This is a genomic window from Rudaea sp., assembly GCF_036383415.1.
In the GTDB taxonomy this organism is placed as follows: Bacteria; Pseudomonadota; Gammaproteobacteria; order Xanthomonadales; family Rhodanobacteraceae; genus Rudaea.
Window position 1 is genome coordinate 1 of the sequence record NZ_DASVOK010000452.1, and the last position, 16,657, is coordinate 16,657.

At 63.8% G+C, this 16,657-nt stretch carries 11 protein-coding genes; 10 read left to right on the forward strand and 1 reads right to left on the reverse strand.

Annotation, left to right across the window (positions count from 1 at the left end):
- The 3 genes from VF497_RS16310 to glmS form a co-directional block, all read left to right on the forward strand.
- The coding region (locus tag VF497_RS16310; RefSeq protein WP_330890659.1) for a VIT family protein at nucleotides 1-588 on the forward strand (588 nt) is incomplete at its 5' end.
- A gap of 60 nt (nucleotides 589-648) precedes the next feature.
- On the forward strand, nucleotides 649-2,025 hold the full coding sequence (gene glmU / locus VF497_RS16315; protein ID WP_330890661.1) for a bifunctional UDP-N-acetylglucosamine diphosphorylase/glucosamine-1-phosphate N-acetyltransferase GlmU: 1,377 nt from the start codon (nucleotides 649-651) through the stop codon (nucleotides 2,023-2,025).
- 59 nt (nucleotides 2,026-2,084) lie between these two features.
- Nucleotides 2,085-3,935, forward strand: coding sequence for a glutamine--fructose-6-phosphate transaminase (isomerizing) (glmS, locus tag VF497_RS16320; RefSeq protein ID WP_330890663.1), 1,851 nt, complete (start codon nucleotides 2,085-2,087; stop codon nucleotides 3,933-3,935).
- A 119-nt stretch (nucleotides 3,936-4,054) separates the two neighbouring features.
- Here the strand turns inward: glmS and VF497_RS16325 are convergent, their stop codons facing one another.
- A complete protein-coding gene (locus VF497_RS16325) occupies nucleotides 4,055-4,822 on the reverse strand; it encodes a helix-turn-helix transcriptional regulator (protein WP_330890665.1) in 768 nt (255 codons plus the stop codon).
- A 370-nt stretch (nucleotides 4,823-5,192) separates the two neighbouring features.
- Between VF497_RS16325 and VF497_RS16330 the strand changes: the two genes are divergently transcribed.
- The 7 genes from VF497_RS16330 to VF497_RS16360 all read left to right on the forward strand — a co-directional run.
- On the forward strand, nucleotides 5,193-7,148 hold the full coding sequence (locus tag VF497_RS16330) for a serine hydrolase domain-containing protein (protein WP_330890667.1): 1,956 nt from the start codon (nucleotides 5,193-5,195) through the stop codon (nucleotides 7,146-7,148).
- Nucleotides 7,141-8,400, forward strand: coding sequence for a serine hydrolase domain-containing protein (locus tag VF497_RS16335; protein WP_330890669.1), 1,260 nt, complete (start codon nucleotides 7,141-7,143; stop codon nucleotides 8,398-8,400). Before VF497_RS16330 ends, VF497_RS16335 begins: the two co-directional genes overlap by 8 nt.
- A gap of 100 nt (nucleotides 8,401-8,500) precedes the next feature.
- The gene (locus VF497_RS16340; protein WP_330890671.1) at nucleotides 8,501-9,985 is read left to right on the forward strand and encodes an alpha/beta fold hydrolase; all 1,485 of its coding nucleotides are present in this window, start codon (nucleotides 8,501-8,503) and stop codon (nucleotides 9,983-9,985) included.
- Between the two features lie 224 nt (nucleotides 9,986-10,209).
- Entirely contained in the window at nucleotides 10,210-13,611 is a 3,402-nt protein-coding gene (locus VF497_RS16345; RefSeq protein ID WP_330890673.1) for a di-heme oxidoredictase family protein, read from the forward strand.
- A 20-nt stretch (nucleotides 13,612-13,631) separates the two neighbouring features.
- Nucleotides 13,632-14,789, forward strand: coding sequence for a BBP7 family outer membrane beta-barrel protein (locus tag VF497_RS16350; RefSeq protein ID WP_330890675.1), 1,158 nt, complete (start codon nucleotides 13,632-13,634; stop codon nucleotides 14,787-14,789).
- Nucleotides 14,790-14,875: 86 nt separating this feature from the next.
- Nucleotides 14,876-15,421: a nuclear transport factor 2 family protein gene (locus VF497_RS16355; protein WP_330890677.1), complete on the forward strand. Its 546-nt coding sequence runs from the start codon at nucleotides 14,876-14,878 to the stop codon at nucleotides 15,419-15,421.
- A gap of 70 nt (nucleotides 15,422-15,491) precedes the next feature.
- Nucleotides 15,492-16,657 (forward strand): hypothetical protein (locus VF497_RS16360; protein ID WP_330890679.1); only part of this gene is annotated, 1,166 nt, incomplete at its 3' end.

The following is a 16,657-nucleotide window of genomic DNA, read 5'->3' on the forward strand; positions in this document are numbered from 1 at the left end:
GGCGTGGCCAGCGCGGAGGCCGCGCGCGGCAGCGTGCTGATCGCGGGCGTTGCCGGCCTCGTCGCCGGCGCCTTGTCGATGGCGGCCGGGGAATACGTGTCGGTGTCCTCGCAGAACGACGCGGAAAAGGCCGAGCGCGACCTGGAAAAGCACGAGCTCGCCACCGACGCGCACGGCGAGCGCGAAGAGTTGGTCAACATCTATGTCGGTCGCGGGCTCGATCGGCCGCTCGCCGAACAGGTCGCGGACCAGCTCACCGCGCACGATGCGCTGGCTGCGCACCTGCGCGACGAGTTGGGCCTGACCGAGCAACAGCGTCCGCGCGCGCTGCAGGCGGCGCTGACCTCGGCGCTGTGCTTCTCGATCGGTGCGGCGCTGCCTTTGCTGGCCGTGCTGCTCGCCGCGCCCGGGCATCTGGCCCTGACCGTGGCGATCGCCTCGCTGGTTTCGCTGGCCGTGCTCGGCGCGGTCGCCGCGCGCACGGGCGGCGCGGCGATGCTGCCCGGGACGTTGCGCGTTCTGGTCTGGAGCACGCTGGCGATGATTGCTACGGCGGCGATAGGGCGCTTGTTCGGCGTCGATCCCTAGCCCGCATATCGCCACGGCTCTGCCCCGAATGCGCCTTGCTTATTCTGCTAGTCTGAACCGATGAATCCGACCCATCCCCTGCATATCGTCGTCCTCGCCGCGGGCGAGGGCAAACGCATGAAGTCCGCGCGCGCCAAGGTGCTGTTGCCGCTTGCGGGCCGGCCGATGCTCGCACACGTGCTCGATACGGCGCGTGCGCTGCATCCGCAAAAAATCCACGTCGTCTACGGCCATCGCGGCGAACAGGTGCAGGCGGCATTTGCCGAGCAGGGCGACATCGCTTGGGTGCACCAGGCCGAGCAGAAAGGCACCGGCCACGCGATGCAACTCGCGATCACGAATATTGCCGATGCGGCGCGCGTGCTCGTGCTCTACGGCGACGTGCCGTTGATCCGGCCGACGACGTTGCAGCCGCTGGTTGAAGCGCAGGCCGCGCTCGCCGTGCTTGCCGCCGACCTGCCCGATCCGACCGGCTATGGCCGTGTGCTGCTCGACGCCGCGCAGCGCGTCACCGGCATCGTCGAGGAAAAGGACGCGACGCCCGCGCAGCGCGCGATCCGCACGATCAACACCGGCGTGATCGCCGCGGACGCAAAGCGCCTGCGCGGCTGGCTCGCGCGGCTCGACAACAAGAACGCTCAGGGCGAGTTCTATCTCACCGACGTGTTCGCGCTCGCCACGGCGGACAATGCCTCGGCACTTGCGATCCTGTCGACTGATCCGAACGCGATCGCCGGCGCCAACAACGCCTGGCAGCTCGCCCAGCTCGAGCGCCGCTACCAGTTGCGCGCCGCGCGTAACCTGTGTGCTCAGGGCGTGCGCTTCGCCGACCCGGCGCGCTTCGACCTGCGCGGCAGCGTGAGCGCGGGGCGCGACGTCGAGATCGATGCCGATGTCGTGCTCGAAGGCGCGGTCGCACTCGGCGACGAGGTGCGCATCGGTGCGTTCTGTCGCATCAGGAATTCCACGCTCGCCGCTGGCACCGTCGTGCAGGCGCACAGCGATCTCGATGGTGTCGTCACCCACGGCGCCTGCGTGATCGGCCCGTATGCGCGCCTGCGCCCGGGTACCGAGATCGCCGCTGGCGCACATGTCGGCAATTTCGTCGAAGTGAAGAACGCGAGCATCGGCACCGGCTCGAAGGCGAATCATCTGAGCTACATCGGTGACGCGACGATCGGCGCCGGCGTCAACGTCGGCGCCGGCACGATCACCTGCAACTACGACGGCATCAACAAGTTCCGCACCGTGATCGAGGATGGCGCCTTCATCGGCTCGAACAGCGCGCTCGTCGCGCCGGTGACGATAGGCAAGGACGCAACCATAGGCGCAGGTTCGACGATCACCACCGATGCACCGGCGGGCGAACTGACCGTTTCGCGCGCGCGGCAGACGACGGTGCGTGGCTGGAAACGCCCTCACAAAGTCCTGAAATAGCCGCTTTCGCCGCTTTCCGAATGTAAAATGCGCGGCTGATCCGATTCGAGGAAGATTTCATGTGCGGAATTGTCGGCGCGATCGCGCAGCGCGATGTCACGGCCATCCTGGTCGAAGGCCTGCGGCGCCTCGAATATCGCGGCTACGACTCCACCGGTCTCGCGCTGGCGCAGCCGGGCGGTGATCTCGCGCTGTGGCGCACGGTCGGCAAGGTCGTGCGGCTCGCCGAGAAGATCAAGACGAGTCCGCGTGCAGGCCTGCTCGGCGTCGCCCACTCGCGCTGGGCCACGCATGGCGGTGTCACCGAGGCCAACGCGCATCCGCACGTATCGGAAAACCGCATCGCGCTGATCCACAACGGCATCATCGAGAATTATCTCGAGATCCGTGAGTCGCTACGCGGCAAGGGCTACGTCTTCAATTCCGAGACCGATACCGAAGTCGTCGCTCATCTGATCCACGACTTCGTCAAGCAGGGTCACGATCTCACCGATGCGGTGAAGCTCGCGGTCAAGCAGCTCACCGGCGCCTATGCGATCGTCGTGTTCGACGCGCAGCAGCCGGATCGCATCGTCGTCGCGCGCATCGCGAGTCCGCTCGTGATCGGCTTCGGCGACGGCGAGAATTTCGTCGCCTCCGACGTGCAGGCGCTGTTGCCGGTGACGCGCAGCTTCATCTTCCTCGAAGAAGGCGATGTCGCCGATGTGCGCCGCGATTCGGTCACGGTGTTCGACGCGCAGGGTCGCGTCGTCGAGCGCAAGCGGCACGAATCATCGCTGTCCGCCGATGCGGTCGAGCGTGGCGAGTACGCGCACTACATGCTCAAGGAAATCCACGAGCAGCCGCAATCAATTGCCGATACGCTCGAAGGCCGCATTGCCAACGACCGCATCCTGCCGAACATCTTCGGCGTCGATGCGGACGCGTTGCTGCAATGCGTGCGCCATGTGCAGATCGTCGCCTGTGGCACCAGCTATCACGGCGGCCTCGTCGCGCGCTACTGGTGCGAGGCGCTCGCCGGCATCCCGTGCAGCGTCGAGATCGCTAGCGAGTACCGCTATCGAGACGTCGTCGTGCCCAAGGATTCGCTCTTCGTCACGATCTCGCAATCGGGCGAAACCGCCGACACGCTGGCCGCGCTGAGCCAGGCGAAGAAGCTCGGCTATCTCGGTACGTTCGCGATCTGCAATGTGCCCGAGTCGAGCCTCGTGCGCGAGTCCGATCTCGTGCTGATGACGCGCGCCGGCCCCGAGATCGGCGTCGCCTCGACCAAGGCGAATACGACCCAGCTCGCCGCGCTCGCGCTGCTCATGCTCGAACTGGCGCGCATCAACGGCCTGCCCGCGGAGCGCCTGCGCGAACTCGTTGCCGAACTGACGACGTTGCCGCGCGTGGTCGACGCCGCGCTCAAGACCGAGCCGCAAGTGCGCAAACTCGCCGAGCGTTTCGTGCCGAAACAAAGCGCGATCTTCCTCGGCCGTGGCACGTACTGGCCGGTCGCGCTCGAAGGCGCGCTCAAGCTCAAGGAAATCTCCTACATCCACGCCGAGGGGTATCCCGCCGGCGAACTCAAGCACGGCCCACTTGCGCTGGTCGACGCCGAAATGCCGGTCGTTGCGGTCGCGCCGAACGATCACCTGCTCGAAAAGCTCAAGTCGAATCTCGCCGAGGTGCGTGCGCGTGGTGGCGAGCTGTTCGTCTTCGCTGACGCGAGCGCCGACATCGATGTGCACCAGCTCGGCGTGCATGAAGGCCACGGCGCTTTGGTCAAGCTCGACTCCGGCGGCAACTTCATCGCCCCGGCTGTGCTCACCGTGCCGCTGCAACTGCTCGCCTACCACGTCGCCGTGCTGCGCGGCACCGATGTCGATCAACCGCGCAACCTGGCCAAGTCGGTGACCGTGGAATAGATCGTGGTGACGCTGTCGGCGCGATTGATAAACGCAAGATTTCGAGCCCATTGCCGAAGATGTCGTTGCTTCCACAACGCGGCAGTCTTGTTCGAAGTCCGCGTGTCAGAGAAAGTTCTCTAGTTCATCCACAGTGCGGTGAGCGCGGCCCGGTTGCGAACGCCAAACTTCCGGTAGATGGATTTGATGTGGATGTGAACCGTGTTGTGGCTCTTGCCCAACGACTCCGCAATTTGCTTTTCCGTGTCACCGCCAAGCAGCGCGAGCAGGACGCTGTGCTCAGTGGGCGTAACCGGTTCGTTCGCGGCGTGTATTCCGTGGCTGAGCAATAGCCGGTGTTGGAACCACTTCAGTCCGCGCATCGCCAGCGTGAACGGAGCCTTGATCGCGGCGGTATAACGGGGATCCTCCGGGCCACGGTAAAGCAACAAATGAATCCGGACGTCCTTGCCGAAGGCGCAGCGAGCCGATATGTGGTCCACATGGCCGACCGCCAGATAGTGGCGCCGGTAATATTCCTCTTCGAACCAACTGGCCGGCAGCGCTTCGAAAAGAAGCCGGGTCAAGAAGGGTTCTTCCCCCGCGGCCCCGACGATCGACGAGAGGTCGACCTTGGGCAGCCATAGCTTGTCGACCTGCGCCTGTACCGATGTGACCAGCGGTGCGATCGGATTCAGAAGACGCACGAGGCGCGGTCGCCACCCGTTGAGCTGATCGCCCTCCGGGGGAACGGGCAGCCTCACCACGACGGACCAGAGTGCGTTTTTGGCGCCGAATATCTCGCAAAGGCGCTTCAACATGTGCCTGAGCGCATCGTCGTATCGACTGACGGGGAATTCGCCCAGCTCGTCCCAAAGCGCATAGATGTCATTCGGGTCTTCGTGCATCTTAATTTTACCTGGCGGCAGGTTTGCACATTGTCGCCCATTCTGAGCGCCTTCTACCCTAATCAGGCTATATCTCGAACGATGGGACCTGCGTATGCTCCGCATGGCGATTTCAACCGCGTCCAGATATTTCGTGTGAGATTCACGCGCGCTGGCAGCGGCGGCGATCGATCTGTCGCGCCAGCGTCTTCAATCGATAGGGGCCATCGATGACCGGCGGACGCAAAGACAAGACGCGCGCGCAGTTGCCTGCCGCAATCGAGGCGCAGCGCCAAGGGTTCGCGGCGCGCGAGTCGCGTGGAGACATCGGCAGGTCCGATGCATTGTCGCATCCACCTTTTCCCGCCCGATTCCCAGGACCAATCCAACTATGAACTTCAATTCTTCACGAGGCCTGAGCCGCCGTCGGTGCATGCAAAGTGCCGGACTGGCGCTGCTGGCTCCGTTCCTGCCCGCCGGTGGCATCGCCGGCGCAACGGGGAGTGTCAAGAACACCTCTGCGGCCGACTGGGGCCGCGATGCCATCGCCAGCGTCATGGCAAGTAGCGGAACCGTCGCCGTGTCGGTGGCGCTGTGGAGCGGTGGCCAGGTGGTATGGCAGGAGGCCTTCGGCTGGGCCAACCGCGAAGACGGCATCCCCGCCAACGTGCAAACACGCTTCAACACCGGTTCGGTCAGCAAGATGCTGGCGGCGCTCTCGGCGATGATCCTGCAGGATCGCGGCTTGTTGAAGCTGGACATGCCGGTGGTCCGCTACCTGCCCGAATTCCGCATGCTTTCCGACCGGCTTGAGCTGCGAAACCAACCCGGGCCGCGAACCCTGACGACCGATTCCCTTTGGGACCCCAGCATTTTCTCCGACGGCTACAAGCGCATAACCGTGCGCCACCTCTTGAGCCACTCGTCGGGATTGCCCGGCACGGACGTCCACAACATCTTCGCGTTCGGCCCCCACACGGACTACGCAGCCAATGTCGAGGCAGCGTTGGCCGACACGCATCTGAAGCACGAGCCTGGCGAGTTGTCCGTCTATTGCAACGACGGCTTCACGATGATTGAACGCCTGGTGCTGGCGCTCAGCGGCCAGAGCTTCCCGGAGTTCGTGCGCGTCAACATCCTCGAGCCGCTGGGCATGACGAACTCCGGCTATACGCTGGCGCCGTTCGCCGAGGGCAGCTTCGCGCACCCGTATTACCAGGACAAGCGCCTGCCGCAGGAGTTTGTCTCGGCCTACGCCACGGGCGGCCTGGTCAGCACGCCGACAGACATGCTGCGCCTGGGGCGCATGTTCCTCGGTGGCGGCATCCTCGACGGTCAGCGCATCGTGTCGGCTGCGGGCGTGGCCGAAATGGGAAGCGACCAGACGGGCATATTGCGCATCAATCTCACGCCTGAGTTCCAGGTCGGGCTAGGTTGGGACAACGCGAACCAGATTGCCCTGCGGTCAGTCGGACAAAAGGCGTGGGAGAAGAATGGCTTCACCGTGTTCTTCAGCAACGAGTTCTATGTGCTGCCCGAATCGGACATCGTGCTGATGCTATCCGGCAGCAGCACCAACTACGATGTCGCCCGGTTGGCCGAAGAGATCGTGATGCGTGCGTTGCTCGACCGCCAGGTGCTCCGCGCACTGCCCCCGAAGGTAAGCCTTGTGGCCCCGCCTTCGGTGGATTCGCCGTCGCCCGATCCGGCCATCGTCGGCATCTATGGCAACTACAACGGGCCCATCGACGCTGCGCTGATCGACGGTCGTCTGAACCTCAGGCGCTGGCAGGATGGTGCCTGGACGCCCATGCACGAGGGCCTTTCGCTGCGCAGCGACGGCTGGTGGTGGGGCGACACGGGTGACGGTAACTCCTTCACCTTCGAAGTCCAACGAGGGATGCGCTATCTGGTTCAGCGCGCCCCCAACTCCACCGGGTATGTCCGGGTATCGTTTCCCTTGGGTCAACAACTGCCGCCATTGAAGGCGGCTCTCTCGGCAGCCTGGAAGGCGCGCATCGGCACGACCTGGGAGATTGCCGACGAGGCGGCAGACTCGGTGGCCTTGAGCCGAGGCCGCTATCTGGTCAAGCTCGGCGTGCTGCCGGATCTACCTGGCTACATGCTGTGGGATGACGCCCAACTGATGCGGCCGGTGGACGACACGCGCGCGCGCATGACCGTGAAAGTGCCGATCAACGACGGTCGCGACCTGGCCGAACTGGTATTCCAGACAGTCGATGGCGCTGAGCAACTCGTGCGCCACGGCTCCGTCTTTCGCCAGGTTGCCACGGTAGCCGGCAACACGGACGTGTCGAAGAGCCTGGAAACCGAGGGCTTTGACTGAACCCGCGGGCGACGCACGAGACAGCACCATGACCTCGCGCTCCTTTCCTGCATTCGCTCTGATCGCGCTCGCCGGTTCGCTGCTCCTCACCGGCACTTCTTCCGGCAACGAGCCGGCCTGTGCGCAGGGGCAGGTCCAACTCGCGTTCGGCTGCACCGACGTAGCGAAAACTGCCGAACGCGTACGCGGAATCGTGCGCGAGGCGATGCGCGAACTCGACCTGCGCTCGGCCATCGTCAGCGTGAGGGTGGGCGAGACAGCGGTGCTCAGCCAAGCTTGGGGCGAATCGGCGGCTCGCCAGCCGGCGACCCTGGACATGCACTGGCGCATCGGCTCGATCGGCATCGCCTACCTGACGACGGCGTTGTTGCAGTTGCAGGACCAGGGCGTGCTCAGCATCGATGACAAGCTGTCGAAATGGTTTCCTGCCTACCCGCGAGCGAATGACATCACCCTCGCCATGCTCGCCAACAGCACATCGGGCTACGCGGAGTACGCGGATTTGAACGTGTTTCCGCTATACGAAAACATCTATTACCAATGGCCCGAGGACGAGCTGATTAAAATCAGCTTCGACAAGGGGATGGAGTGCGAGCCAGGCACATGCTTTCTTTATTCCCACGTCAACTTCATCATCCTCGGCCAGGTGATGGCGAAGGCTAGCGGTAAACCGCTTGCCGACCTGATCCGCACCGGGATTCTGGAGCCGCTGGGCATGCACGAGACGCGCAGCGACGCGACGCCATTCATTCCTCCGCCCGTGCTGCACGCGTTCTCGACCGATATCGGTAATAACTACCAGGACAGCACCGGCTGGTCGCCCTCATGGACCACGGCCGCAGGCGCCGTCATGACCAGCATTGTGCCCGACGTCATGCGGTCCGCGGCAGCGATCGCCACCGGCCAGTTGATCTCGTCCAAGGCCTACGCACAACTGCTCGACCCGCGCACCGCGTCGTTCTACCCGTGGAAACCGTCCCAGTACTACGGCCTCGGCATCTTCGTGTCGGATGGATGGATCATGCAGAACCCGTTTTTTTTCGGTTACTCGGGGGTGATGGCCTATCGGCCCGCAGAGAAGATTGCGATTGCGGTCACTTGCACGCTTGGGCCGAAAGCATCCTTTTCGGACAATACGTCGAGCAAGCTGTTTCTGCGGATCGCGCAAGGCCTGGCGCACACGCCTCTAAGCCCTGCGAATGAGCGCACGTGGATGCCCGACCAGAACGCGGCGAACGTGCAGGGGCGATAATCAAATGCGGTCATGGTCCCTGCGAGTCGGATTTGCCCTTGCCGTCGCGGCCTCCTGCCCGTCGTTGCTCGCAACGCGTGTTTCCACCCATAACACGGGCGTGGTGCCGCGGTTTGAACCCGCACAATGCCCGCAGTTGCCGCCTCAGTTGTCGAAAGCGCGCTGCGGCTATCTCGTGGTGCCGGAAGATCGGAGCCATCCGCTCGAACGGACCATTCGCAATTTCGTTGCCGTCATCCCCGCAAAATCAGCCGACAAGGCGAGCGATCCTATCGTGTATCTGGGGACTGGGCCTGGCGGCATCGCAAGCCATGAAGCCGCCAGTCTGGTCGATGCCGGTATCAACGAAAGTCGCGACCTGATCGTGATGAACCAGCGTGGGCAATACCTGTCGGAACCTGCCCTGACGTGCGAGTCCATCGACGCGTTTACCCGCGAGCTCGTTGGACTTCGCTTTTATTCGGCGGCGACCAAGCGCGCGCATTTGGCCGCCACGGCCGAGTGCCATCGGGATCTGCTGGCGAAGACGAGCAACTTGGGCGCCTACAACTCCAGCGAGAGCGCTGCGGATTTTGCCGATCTGCGCAGCGCGCTGGGTATTGCCGAGTGGAACGTCCTGGGCGTGTCTTACGGTACCGATCTCTCGCAGGCGTATGTGCGCGACCACCCGGATGGCGTCCGCAGCATTGTCCTCGACTCGGTCGTTCCCGTCTCCACGATTCTTCCCGATTACTGGGGGAGCACACGCGCCGGCTTCGACAACCTGTTTGCGGCCTGCGCGGCAGATCCCGGCTGCAACGCGGCCTGGCCCCACCTAGAACCCATCTTCACCAAACTCGTGAACCGGCTCGAGGCCGATCCGCGGATCACGACGGTGCACGACTCGGCAACGGGCGAGGATGTCAAAGTGGTTCTGGACGGCGGGGCGCTGGTCGACTGGCTGCGCGATCAAAGCCGGGCCAACAACCCGGGACTGGCGACTGCGCCCGACCTGATCCACAAGCTGGCGCGCGGCCGCCCCGAGGCGTTGCAAGCCATTGCCGCGTACCGTGTAGGGCTGGCGCCGCCGCCCGTTGCGGTTGCTCCCGCAGCCAGCTACGGTCTCGGATACGGAGTGGTCTGCCGCGAGCAATACCCGTTCCCGCGACGGGAACTCAGGGAAGCAGGCAAGCAGGCTTTTCCGTTCTACCCGACATCGATCACCGAGCAGGCGGTGAGTACCTGGGCCTACAACAACGACGATTGCCGGCAAATCTGGCGAGTTCCTGCCGCAGCAGACGCCCACCGGCCACTGACGACGAATCTACCCGTGCTGCTTGTCTCGGGTAGCTTCGATGCGGTGACCGATCTGGACTTTGCCAAGAAAGTGGCGGCCACGCTTTCCAGAGGAACGATCATCAGCATTCCCGGGATCGGCCATTTCGTGATTGCCAATTCGCAATGCGCACAGACGGTGGTCAGGTCCTTCTTCGACAATCCGGGCGCAGCCGATACAGGCTGCGTGGGATCACTCAAGCCGCCGCCTTTCGTACCGTCTTCTTCGGCAGAGGAGACTGGCGGAGAGACCGTTCCGATCATCGACTGAGTGGTATGCGCGATCGGTAGCAGCGAAGGCATCCCAAGCGCATGGATATCGCTCGGCTCTTCGCGTATCGTTTCGCTTGGGGACAGTTTTGTGCGTTGTTGCCCATTCCAGCGCCTATAACCTAATCAGGGTATATCTCGCAGAATGGGGACGTGCGTATGCTGCGAATTGCAACGCCGAACGCATAACGCACGACTTCAATCGCAACACAGGGGAGACCGCGCGTGAAGATCCGCTCCATCCTTGCTCTTGGCGCCGCTGTGCTGGCGGCCACCTTCGCGATCGTCGCGAGCGCCCAGACCCCGAGCCCGGACGATCGCGCGCCGTTCTGGCCCGCGCTCGGGAACAAGCCGCCCGTCGTCAACGAGTGGTATTCGGATGTGCCGTGGCACCAGAAGCTCGGCACGTTCGCCGGCAATCAGATCGACGAGCCGCTGATCATGCCGTACGCGGCGTTGCCGCAAGGCAACAAGGATTACTGCACCAAAAAGAACCTGTCCGATGCGGCCTGCATGATCGAGACCGGCGTCACCAACATTCTCGGCATGCAGCGCATCGATACGGAGTATGCGACGCCGGTCAAGACACCCGCCACCGCGCCGAAGGAGACGCCCCCCATCAACAACCCTGCCGAGTGCCAGGACTCGATGCCGTGCATCGAGGTCATGCTCAAGGTCGGCAACTACTACGCCACGGCCGACGACAGCGGGGTCAAGCTGGCGCCGCGGGTCTACGGCTATTTTGAGGCCCAAGGCGACTTCTACCGCGGGTACACGATCAGCGACGGCAACGCCTATGCGCCGCAGCTCCCCTGGTTCATGTCGCACTACTGCGACGCGGCGTTCGAGAAGAATTACGACGGCAACCAGAACTACTTGTACGTCGACATGCAGGATCCCGTCTGCTACGCCGATTACCTCTCGCCGTTCAACAACGGATTCAACGCGTTCGGCCCCGGCGGCCGCTTCGGCTGGCCGCGCGCGGTCCCATGGTCGGCATGGCCGCAGTACGACAACAACCACTGCCTAGAAGGCATCACGGTCTGCAACATCGTCCTCGCGACCTTCGACCTCGCTCAGGTCCCCAAGGACTTCGACTCCTCCGACCTGGTGTTTCCGAAATACAACGACTTCCTGCTCCAGTGGTTCAACTACGCGCTCAAGAATTTCAAGACCGACCAGGGCACGGCCGAGAACCAGCGACACTTCCCGTGGAGCGGCAACCCGATGACATGGGACGATTTCTACCCGCAGTCCGCGCAGAACCCTTTCCTCGGCACCTTTGCCACAACGGGCGAACTGGCCCCGGCGCAGAATTTCTCGACCTGCGACACGACGGTGACGGGGCCTAACGGGTCGAACTGCACGACCACCAAAATTTACCGGGCCAAGCAAACGCTCTATCCGCGCGAATGCACGCTGGACGACCTCGCCAAGGGCGACGCGACGCGCCTGCGCAAATGCGGGCTCAATTACGAGCTGCACCACAACGGTTGGATCCAGCAATGGCCCTCTACCTGGGACGTGCAGTCGCTGAGGAGCGCGGATATCGTCCCGGCGAACCAGTACGGCCGCACGTCGTTCCTGTTCGCCGGCGTGCCGGGACTTCAGCTTCCGGTCTCGTTCTACCGGGGTTCCGCCAACAAGGGCTACTCCATATACGAGCAGGTCTACAACACGAGCATCTTCAGCCTGTACATACCGATCGCGAACGAGGCCGACACCAAGCGCGCGTTCGTGCCCCGGCAGTACACGGGCAGGCAGTTCTACCACACGCTGCTGATGACCAATCACATGGAAGCGGACCCCGCGGTGTTCGCCGAAGGGATCCGCGGCAGGGCCCTCTGGCACAACGAGTACCGGATGGAGGGCATGTATCGCGAGGCCACCAAGGACGGGGCGACGGAGGCGGCGAAGAAGAGTTTTCCGCCGATGATGTTTAATGCCGCCTTCGACGGGACCACAGCCAAGGTCCCGTTCCACGGCGAGACCTGCGACGGCTGCCACGTGCGCAACGGCAGCGGCATCCCGATCAACACGCAAGGCAAGCTGGACGCGCAGCTGCAGGAGTTCATGACGGGCGCGGTATACGATGCAAAAAAAAGCGCTGCCGGGACCGTCTTCACTGGCGCGGACTACACCTTCACCGGGAACATCCACCCGATGAAGCTCGTCTTCTTCGACCTGGGACGCAGCACCGCCCGCGACGACGGTTCCGTGTTTTCCGAACCGAAGGCCTTCACACCGCTCACGCTGCTTTCGCCGCCGCGCACGGCGACCGACCTGTATTACAGCAACGCGATCATGAACTTCCACGGCGACAGCTTCCACGTCACGCAGGGGAACAGCTACCAGTGGTCGTACGTGCCTGCCAGCGATGACAGCCTGGTTGTCGCGACGCAACGCAAGAACGCCGAGCTCGACAAGATCTACACGCCCTGGCAGGTCAAGGTGGGTTCGTTCTACGTCGCCGGCTGCCAGATCGTGTTGCCCGGACCGACCGGCAAACCCTGGCCTGCAACCTGCAGCGACGTGGATGGCGCCGCGATCGAAAATGCGATCAACACGCAGCTGGTCGGCTACATGCTGTTGAACGGCAAGCGGCTCGGCAACTCGAGCGCGATCGAGGCGATGCCCGACGACGCGATCGTCGGCTTCCGCGACAGCCAGCAGACGCTGCTCGGGAAGGACATCGCGGGCGAACTCATCTGGACCGTCGGCTCGCGCGACGGCGTCGGCGGCAAGGTGAAGCAGAACTGCATCACGAACAGCACGAAGGACTGCTACATCGGCCGCTTCGGCTGGCTGGGCGATCGCGCCTCGCTCGACGACCAGGTGGCCAACGCCGCCTTCGTCGAGATGAACATGACCTCGAGCGAGGGTTACAAGAAGCTCTACCCGAACGGCAAGTCGGCGTCGCCGATCCGCTACCTCGCGCCGAACTGCGGCCCGGCCGACAAGGCGTGCGTCACCCAGACCTACAACCGCGACTTGAGCGAGAAAGACATCGAGCGCATGGCCGATTACGCGCGCTGGATCGGCAACCCCACCCGTTCCGAGTTTCAGGTGCAGTTGACCGAGGTGAGCGACGGCGAGGGCGTGTTCCGCCGGCTGAAGTGCGACACCTGCCACGTCATCGACCGGATCGATATCAATCCCGACAACACGATGCTCAGCCAAGCGTACCGCGACCGCCTCAAGAAGCGTTACGACCCCAAGACCAGCGGCAACAAGCCTTTCCTGTCGTATCTCGGTACCGACCTGTTGATGCACGACATGGGCTACCTGTCGCAGGTCGGCATCGTGCCGGCGGGCGTCAAGATCCGCGATCCGGCCACCGGCGTGGTGCTGACCAAGTACCAGAACTTCGTGCAGAAGATCCGCACGCCGGCGCTGAAAGGCATGCGCTTCAACCGCTTCGTCACCGATTCCCAGGCCAACACGAAGAACCCCGGCGTGGACCCCGCCTGCGATTTCCTGATGCACGACGGACGCGCGTGCGACGCCGTCGAGGCGGCCTTCATGCACGACGGCCCCGCGATCAAGAAGTTGGGAGTCATCGACGCTCTGAACGGGCTGTCGGCGAACGATGTGCTGAACCTGCGCGCGTTCCTCTACTCGCTGTGACGCACACCGGAGGCCGCCCCATGACGAGGAGACACACCGCCCTTCGGTGCGCCGTTGCGCTGGCCCTGTGCGGTTGCGCCGCGGACGTCGCCCTTGCGCAAACCGCGCCGACGCCGGCCGAGGGCGACAGCCGCTGGTCGCTGAGCGTGGAGGCGCTCTTCGCCTCGCTGAAGGCGAGCCCGACGCCGGTAGCGATCGTCACCGACAACTACCTCGACGCGTCCGGCGTCAATGTGCTGCTCGGCGGCGGCACGGTCGACACCAACGTCAACGCCGGCTTGCGCGTCATGGCGGCCTATCGGATCGACGACCGCATGGGCGTCGAGTTCGGCGGCTTCTACCTGCCGCGACGCACGACGTCGGCCAGCGTGAGCTCCACGGGCCAGCCGGGCTCGATCGACCTGCTGCTGCCGTTCTACGATGTCACCACCCAACAGGAAAACGTCACCGAGCTCTCGTACTGGCCCGACTACCGCGGCAGCGCGCAGGCGACGTTCTCGAATTCGCTCGGCGGCGGCGAGGTCAACCTCAGCTCGTCGCTGTGGTCGCACGCCGGCTTGCACCTCGATCTGCTCGGCGGCTTCCGCTTCCTGCAGTTGCGCGAGTCCTACACCATCACCACCAGCAGCCCGTACAACCCACCGAATCCGGCGGACATCTGGAACACCACCGACTCATTCGGCGCCCGCAACCGCTTCTACGGCCTGCAGGTGGGCGCGCGCGCGGTGTTCGAGCACGGGCCGTGGCTCGGGAGCGTCGCCGCCAAGATTGCGTTCGGCTCGATGCAGCAACGGGTGTCGATCAACGGCTTCCTCGTGACCAACGATTACACGAACTATGGTGCGACGCAGGTTTTCCCGGGCGGCTATTTCGCGCTTCCGTCGAACATCGGCGAGCACGCGCAGAGCGTGTTCGCCACCGTCCCCGAAGCAACGCTCAACGTGGGCTACCGCCTGACGTCCAACGCGACCGTGTTCATCGGCTATTCGTTCCTGCGCGCGAGCAACGTCGCGCGGCCGGGCGAGCAGATCAATCGCAACATCAATCCGACGCAGACCGTTTCCTACGGCAATGACCCGCCGGTGAGTCCGGTGGGGCCCGCGCAGCCGACCTTCAGCTTCGCCACGACCGATTTCTGGGCGAGAACGCTGAACGTGGGCTTCGCGTACCGGTTCTGACTGGGTCCTGTAAGTACCACTGCGAAAGTCTCGCAACGAAACGCATCGTCGTGCCGAGCATAAAGGGACGACTTCGATCGGATAGGATGCTGCCGGCAGCTGGCGCATATCTGCATCTTCACAGGAGAATCGTCGTGCTTGGTTTGCGACCCGCCCCAAGGCTCATGCTGTTGTTCGCGCTGCCAAGTCTGTTTGCAGCGATCACTGCATACGGCAGTGACGCAGGTTCGCCCGACGCAGCTCGCACCCGGAGCGATATCGCTGCGCTGCTGAAGACGTTCCTGACTCCGGCTGTGAACAACACCGCCGCGGGCCACGAACGCTTCTGGGCCGATGATCTGGTTTACACCAGTTCGGCCGGCAAGGTGATGAGCAAGCGCGACATCCTGAAGTCGTTCGCCGAAGAACCGAAGGCCGAAGCCGGCAATGCGGTCAAACCTGGTCCGGTATTCACCGCCGAAGACATTCTCGTGCGCCCGTACGGCGATATGGCCGCGCTGACCTTCCGCCTAGTGGAGCACGACCAGGACGGCAAGATCAGCTATTTCCGCAACAGCGGCACATTCCTTCTGCGCAACGGCAAGTGGCAGGCGATTACGTGGCAGGCCACGCGCGTGACGGAGAGCAAGTAGCGCTCTCGCAGAGAATCCACGAGGCGTCCTCAATTTGAGAACGGATTGATCGGGTGCGTGTGGAGGGGACATGAAGGCATGGTGGTATCAGGGTCTTGCGATCTCGTTGTCGGTAAGCACCACCGCGTTCGCTCAGTCCACGCCGAATCTGCCACCATTTCCGCCGGATTCGCCGGCAGACTGGGTGTGCGCGGAGTCACCCCCGCCGCCATCGCCGGAGGCGATCACGGCTTGGTGCACGGCGAATCCGAATCGCGGCAAGCGCGCACTGTTCGACTCGCAGCCCGCCGAGATGTCGAGCCTGGAGGCCAAGAATCGTTTTGACTTTGCGCTGCGCACCTTTCTGCGCGAGCGCACGTATCGCAGCCTGGGCTGGGTCGCCGATCGTGACTGGCGCTTGACTGGCCCGTACGCGGGCGACTTCGCCAACGGCAAGAGCTACGGCGTGCACCCGGCAGTGCGGGTCTGGTATTCGCCGGAGGTGGTCGACTGGTTGTGCGACGGGCGCAACGGCGCGCTGGCAAACGGCGCGATGATCGTCAAGGAAATGCGCTCCATCGATCCGATGGCATTGAATATCGATCAGAACGCGCAGTGCATGGTAATCCACCAGCCGGCGGTCGCGATCGAGCCTGGTTCGTGGACGGTGATGTACAAGCAGAACGGCGCAACGCACGATGGATGGTACTGGGCCAATCCGACCGCCAGCGGCGAGGGCAATCCGCCGATCCTCACTTCGAGCGCAGTAACCGATCCTGCTTTTTTCGGCCCCGATCCGAATCGACCGGCGAACGATCCATGCTGGTATCCCACGGGCGACCTGTTCACCAACACCGCCTGCGAACAGCCAGGCAAGCCGCCGAGCCAAAAACTGGCCGACGTGGTCACTCCCTACAGCCTGTTCGGCGCGTACTGCATGAACTGTCATGCCTCGGCCGAGAAAGAGCTGACCTTCGCCTCACTGGACAATGTGCTGACGTCCGGATTGCTCTACAGGCATTTCAGCGCGCCAGCGACGCTCAAGACTGCAACCGGCCTGCTCGGCATGTTGAATCTGCGCGATCCGGGCTTCGACGATCGCGCCGGTGCCGAGCACGTCGACGCCCACAATACGCTCGCGGGCGAGGCCATGCTGCGCGATGCGCAGCGCCAAGCCTGGGCCTTCAGCCAGCCATTGCCGCACCCGACGCCGCAATTCGCCGCGTCGTTCGGCACATTCGGGGCGAATGATTTCGG

What these genes read in the sequence shown, in the direction of transcription:
- VF497_RS16325 (WP_330890665.1), bottom strand. Translation starts at nt 4,822, where the DNA reads ATGCACGAAGACCCGAATGACATCTATGCGCTTTGGGACGAGCTGGGC.
- VF497_RS16350 (WP_330890675.1), top strand. Translation starts at nt 13,632, where the DNA reads ATGACGAGGAGACACACCGCCCTTCGGTGCGCCGTTGCGCTGGCCCTG.
- VF497_RS16330 (WP_330890667.1), top strand. Translation starts at nt 5,193, where the DNA reads ATGAACTTCAATTCTTCACGAGGCCTGAGCCGCCGTCGGTGCATGCAA.
- VF497_RS16355 (WP_330890677.1), top strand. Translation starts at nt 14,876, where the DNA reads ATGCTGCCGGCAGCTGGCGCATATCTGCATCTTCACAGGAGAATCGTC.
- glmS (WP_330890663.1), top strand. Translation starts at nt 2,085, where the DNA reads ATGTGCGGAATTGTCGGCGCGATCGCGCAGCGCGATGTCACGGCCATC.
- glmU (WP_330890661.1), top strand. Translation starts at nt 649, where the DNA reads ATGAATCCGACCCATCCCCTGCATATCGTCGTCCTCGCCGCGGGCGAG.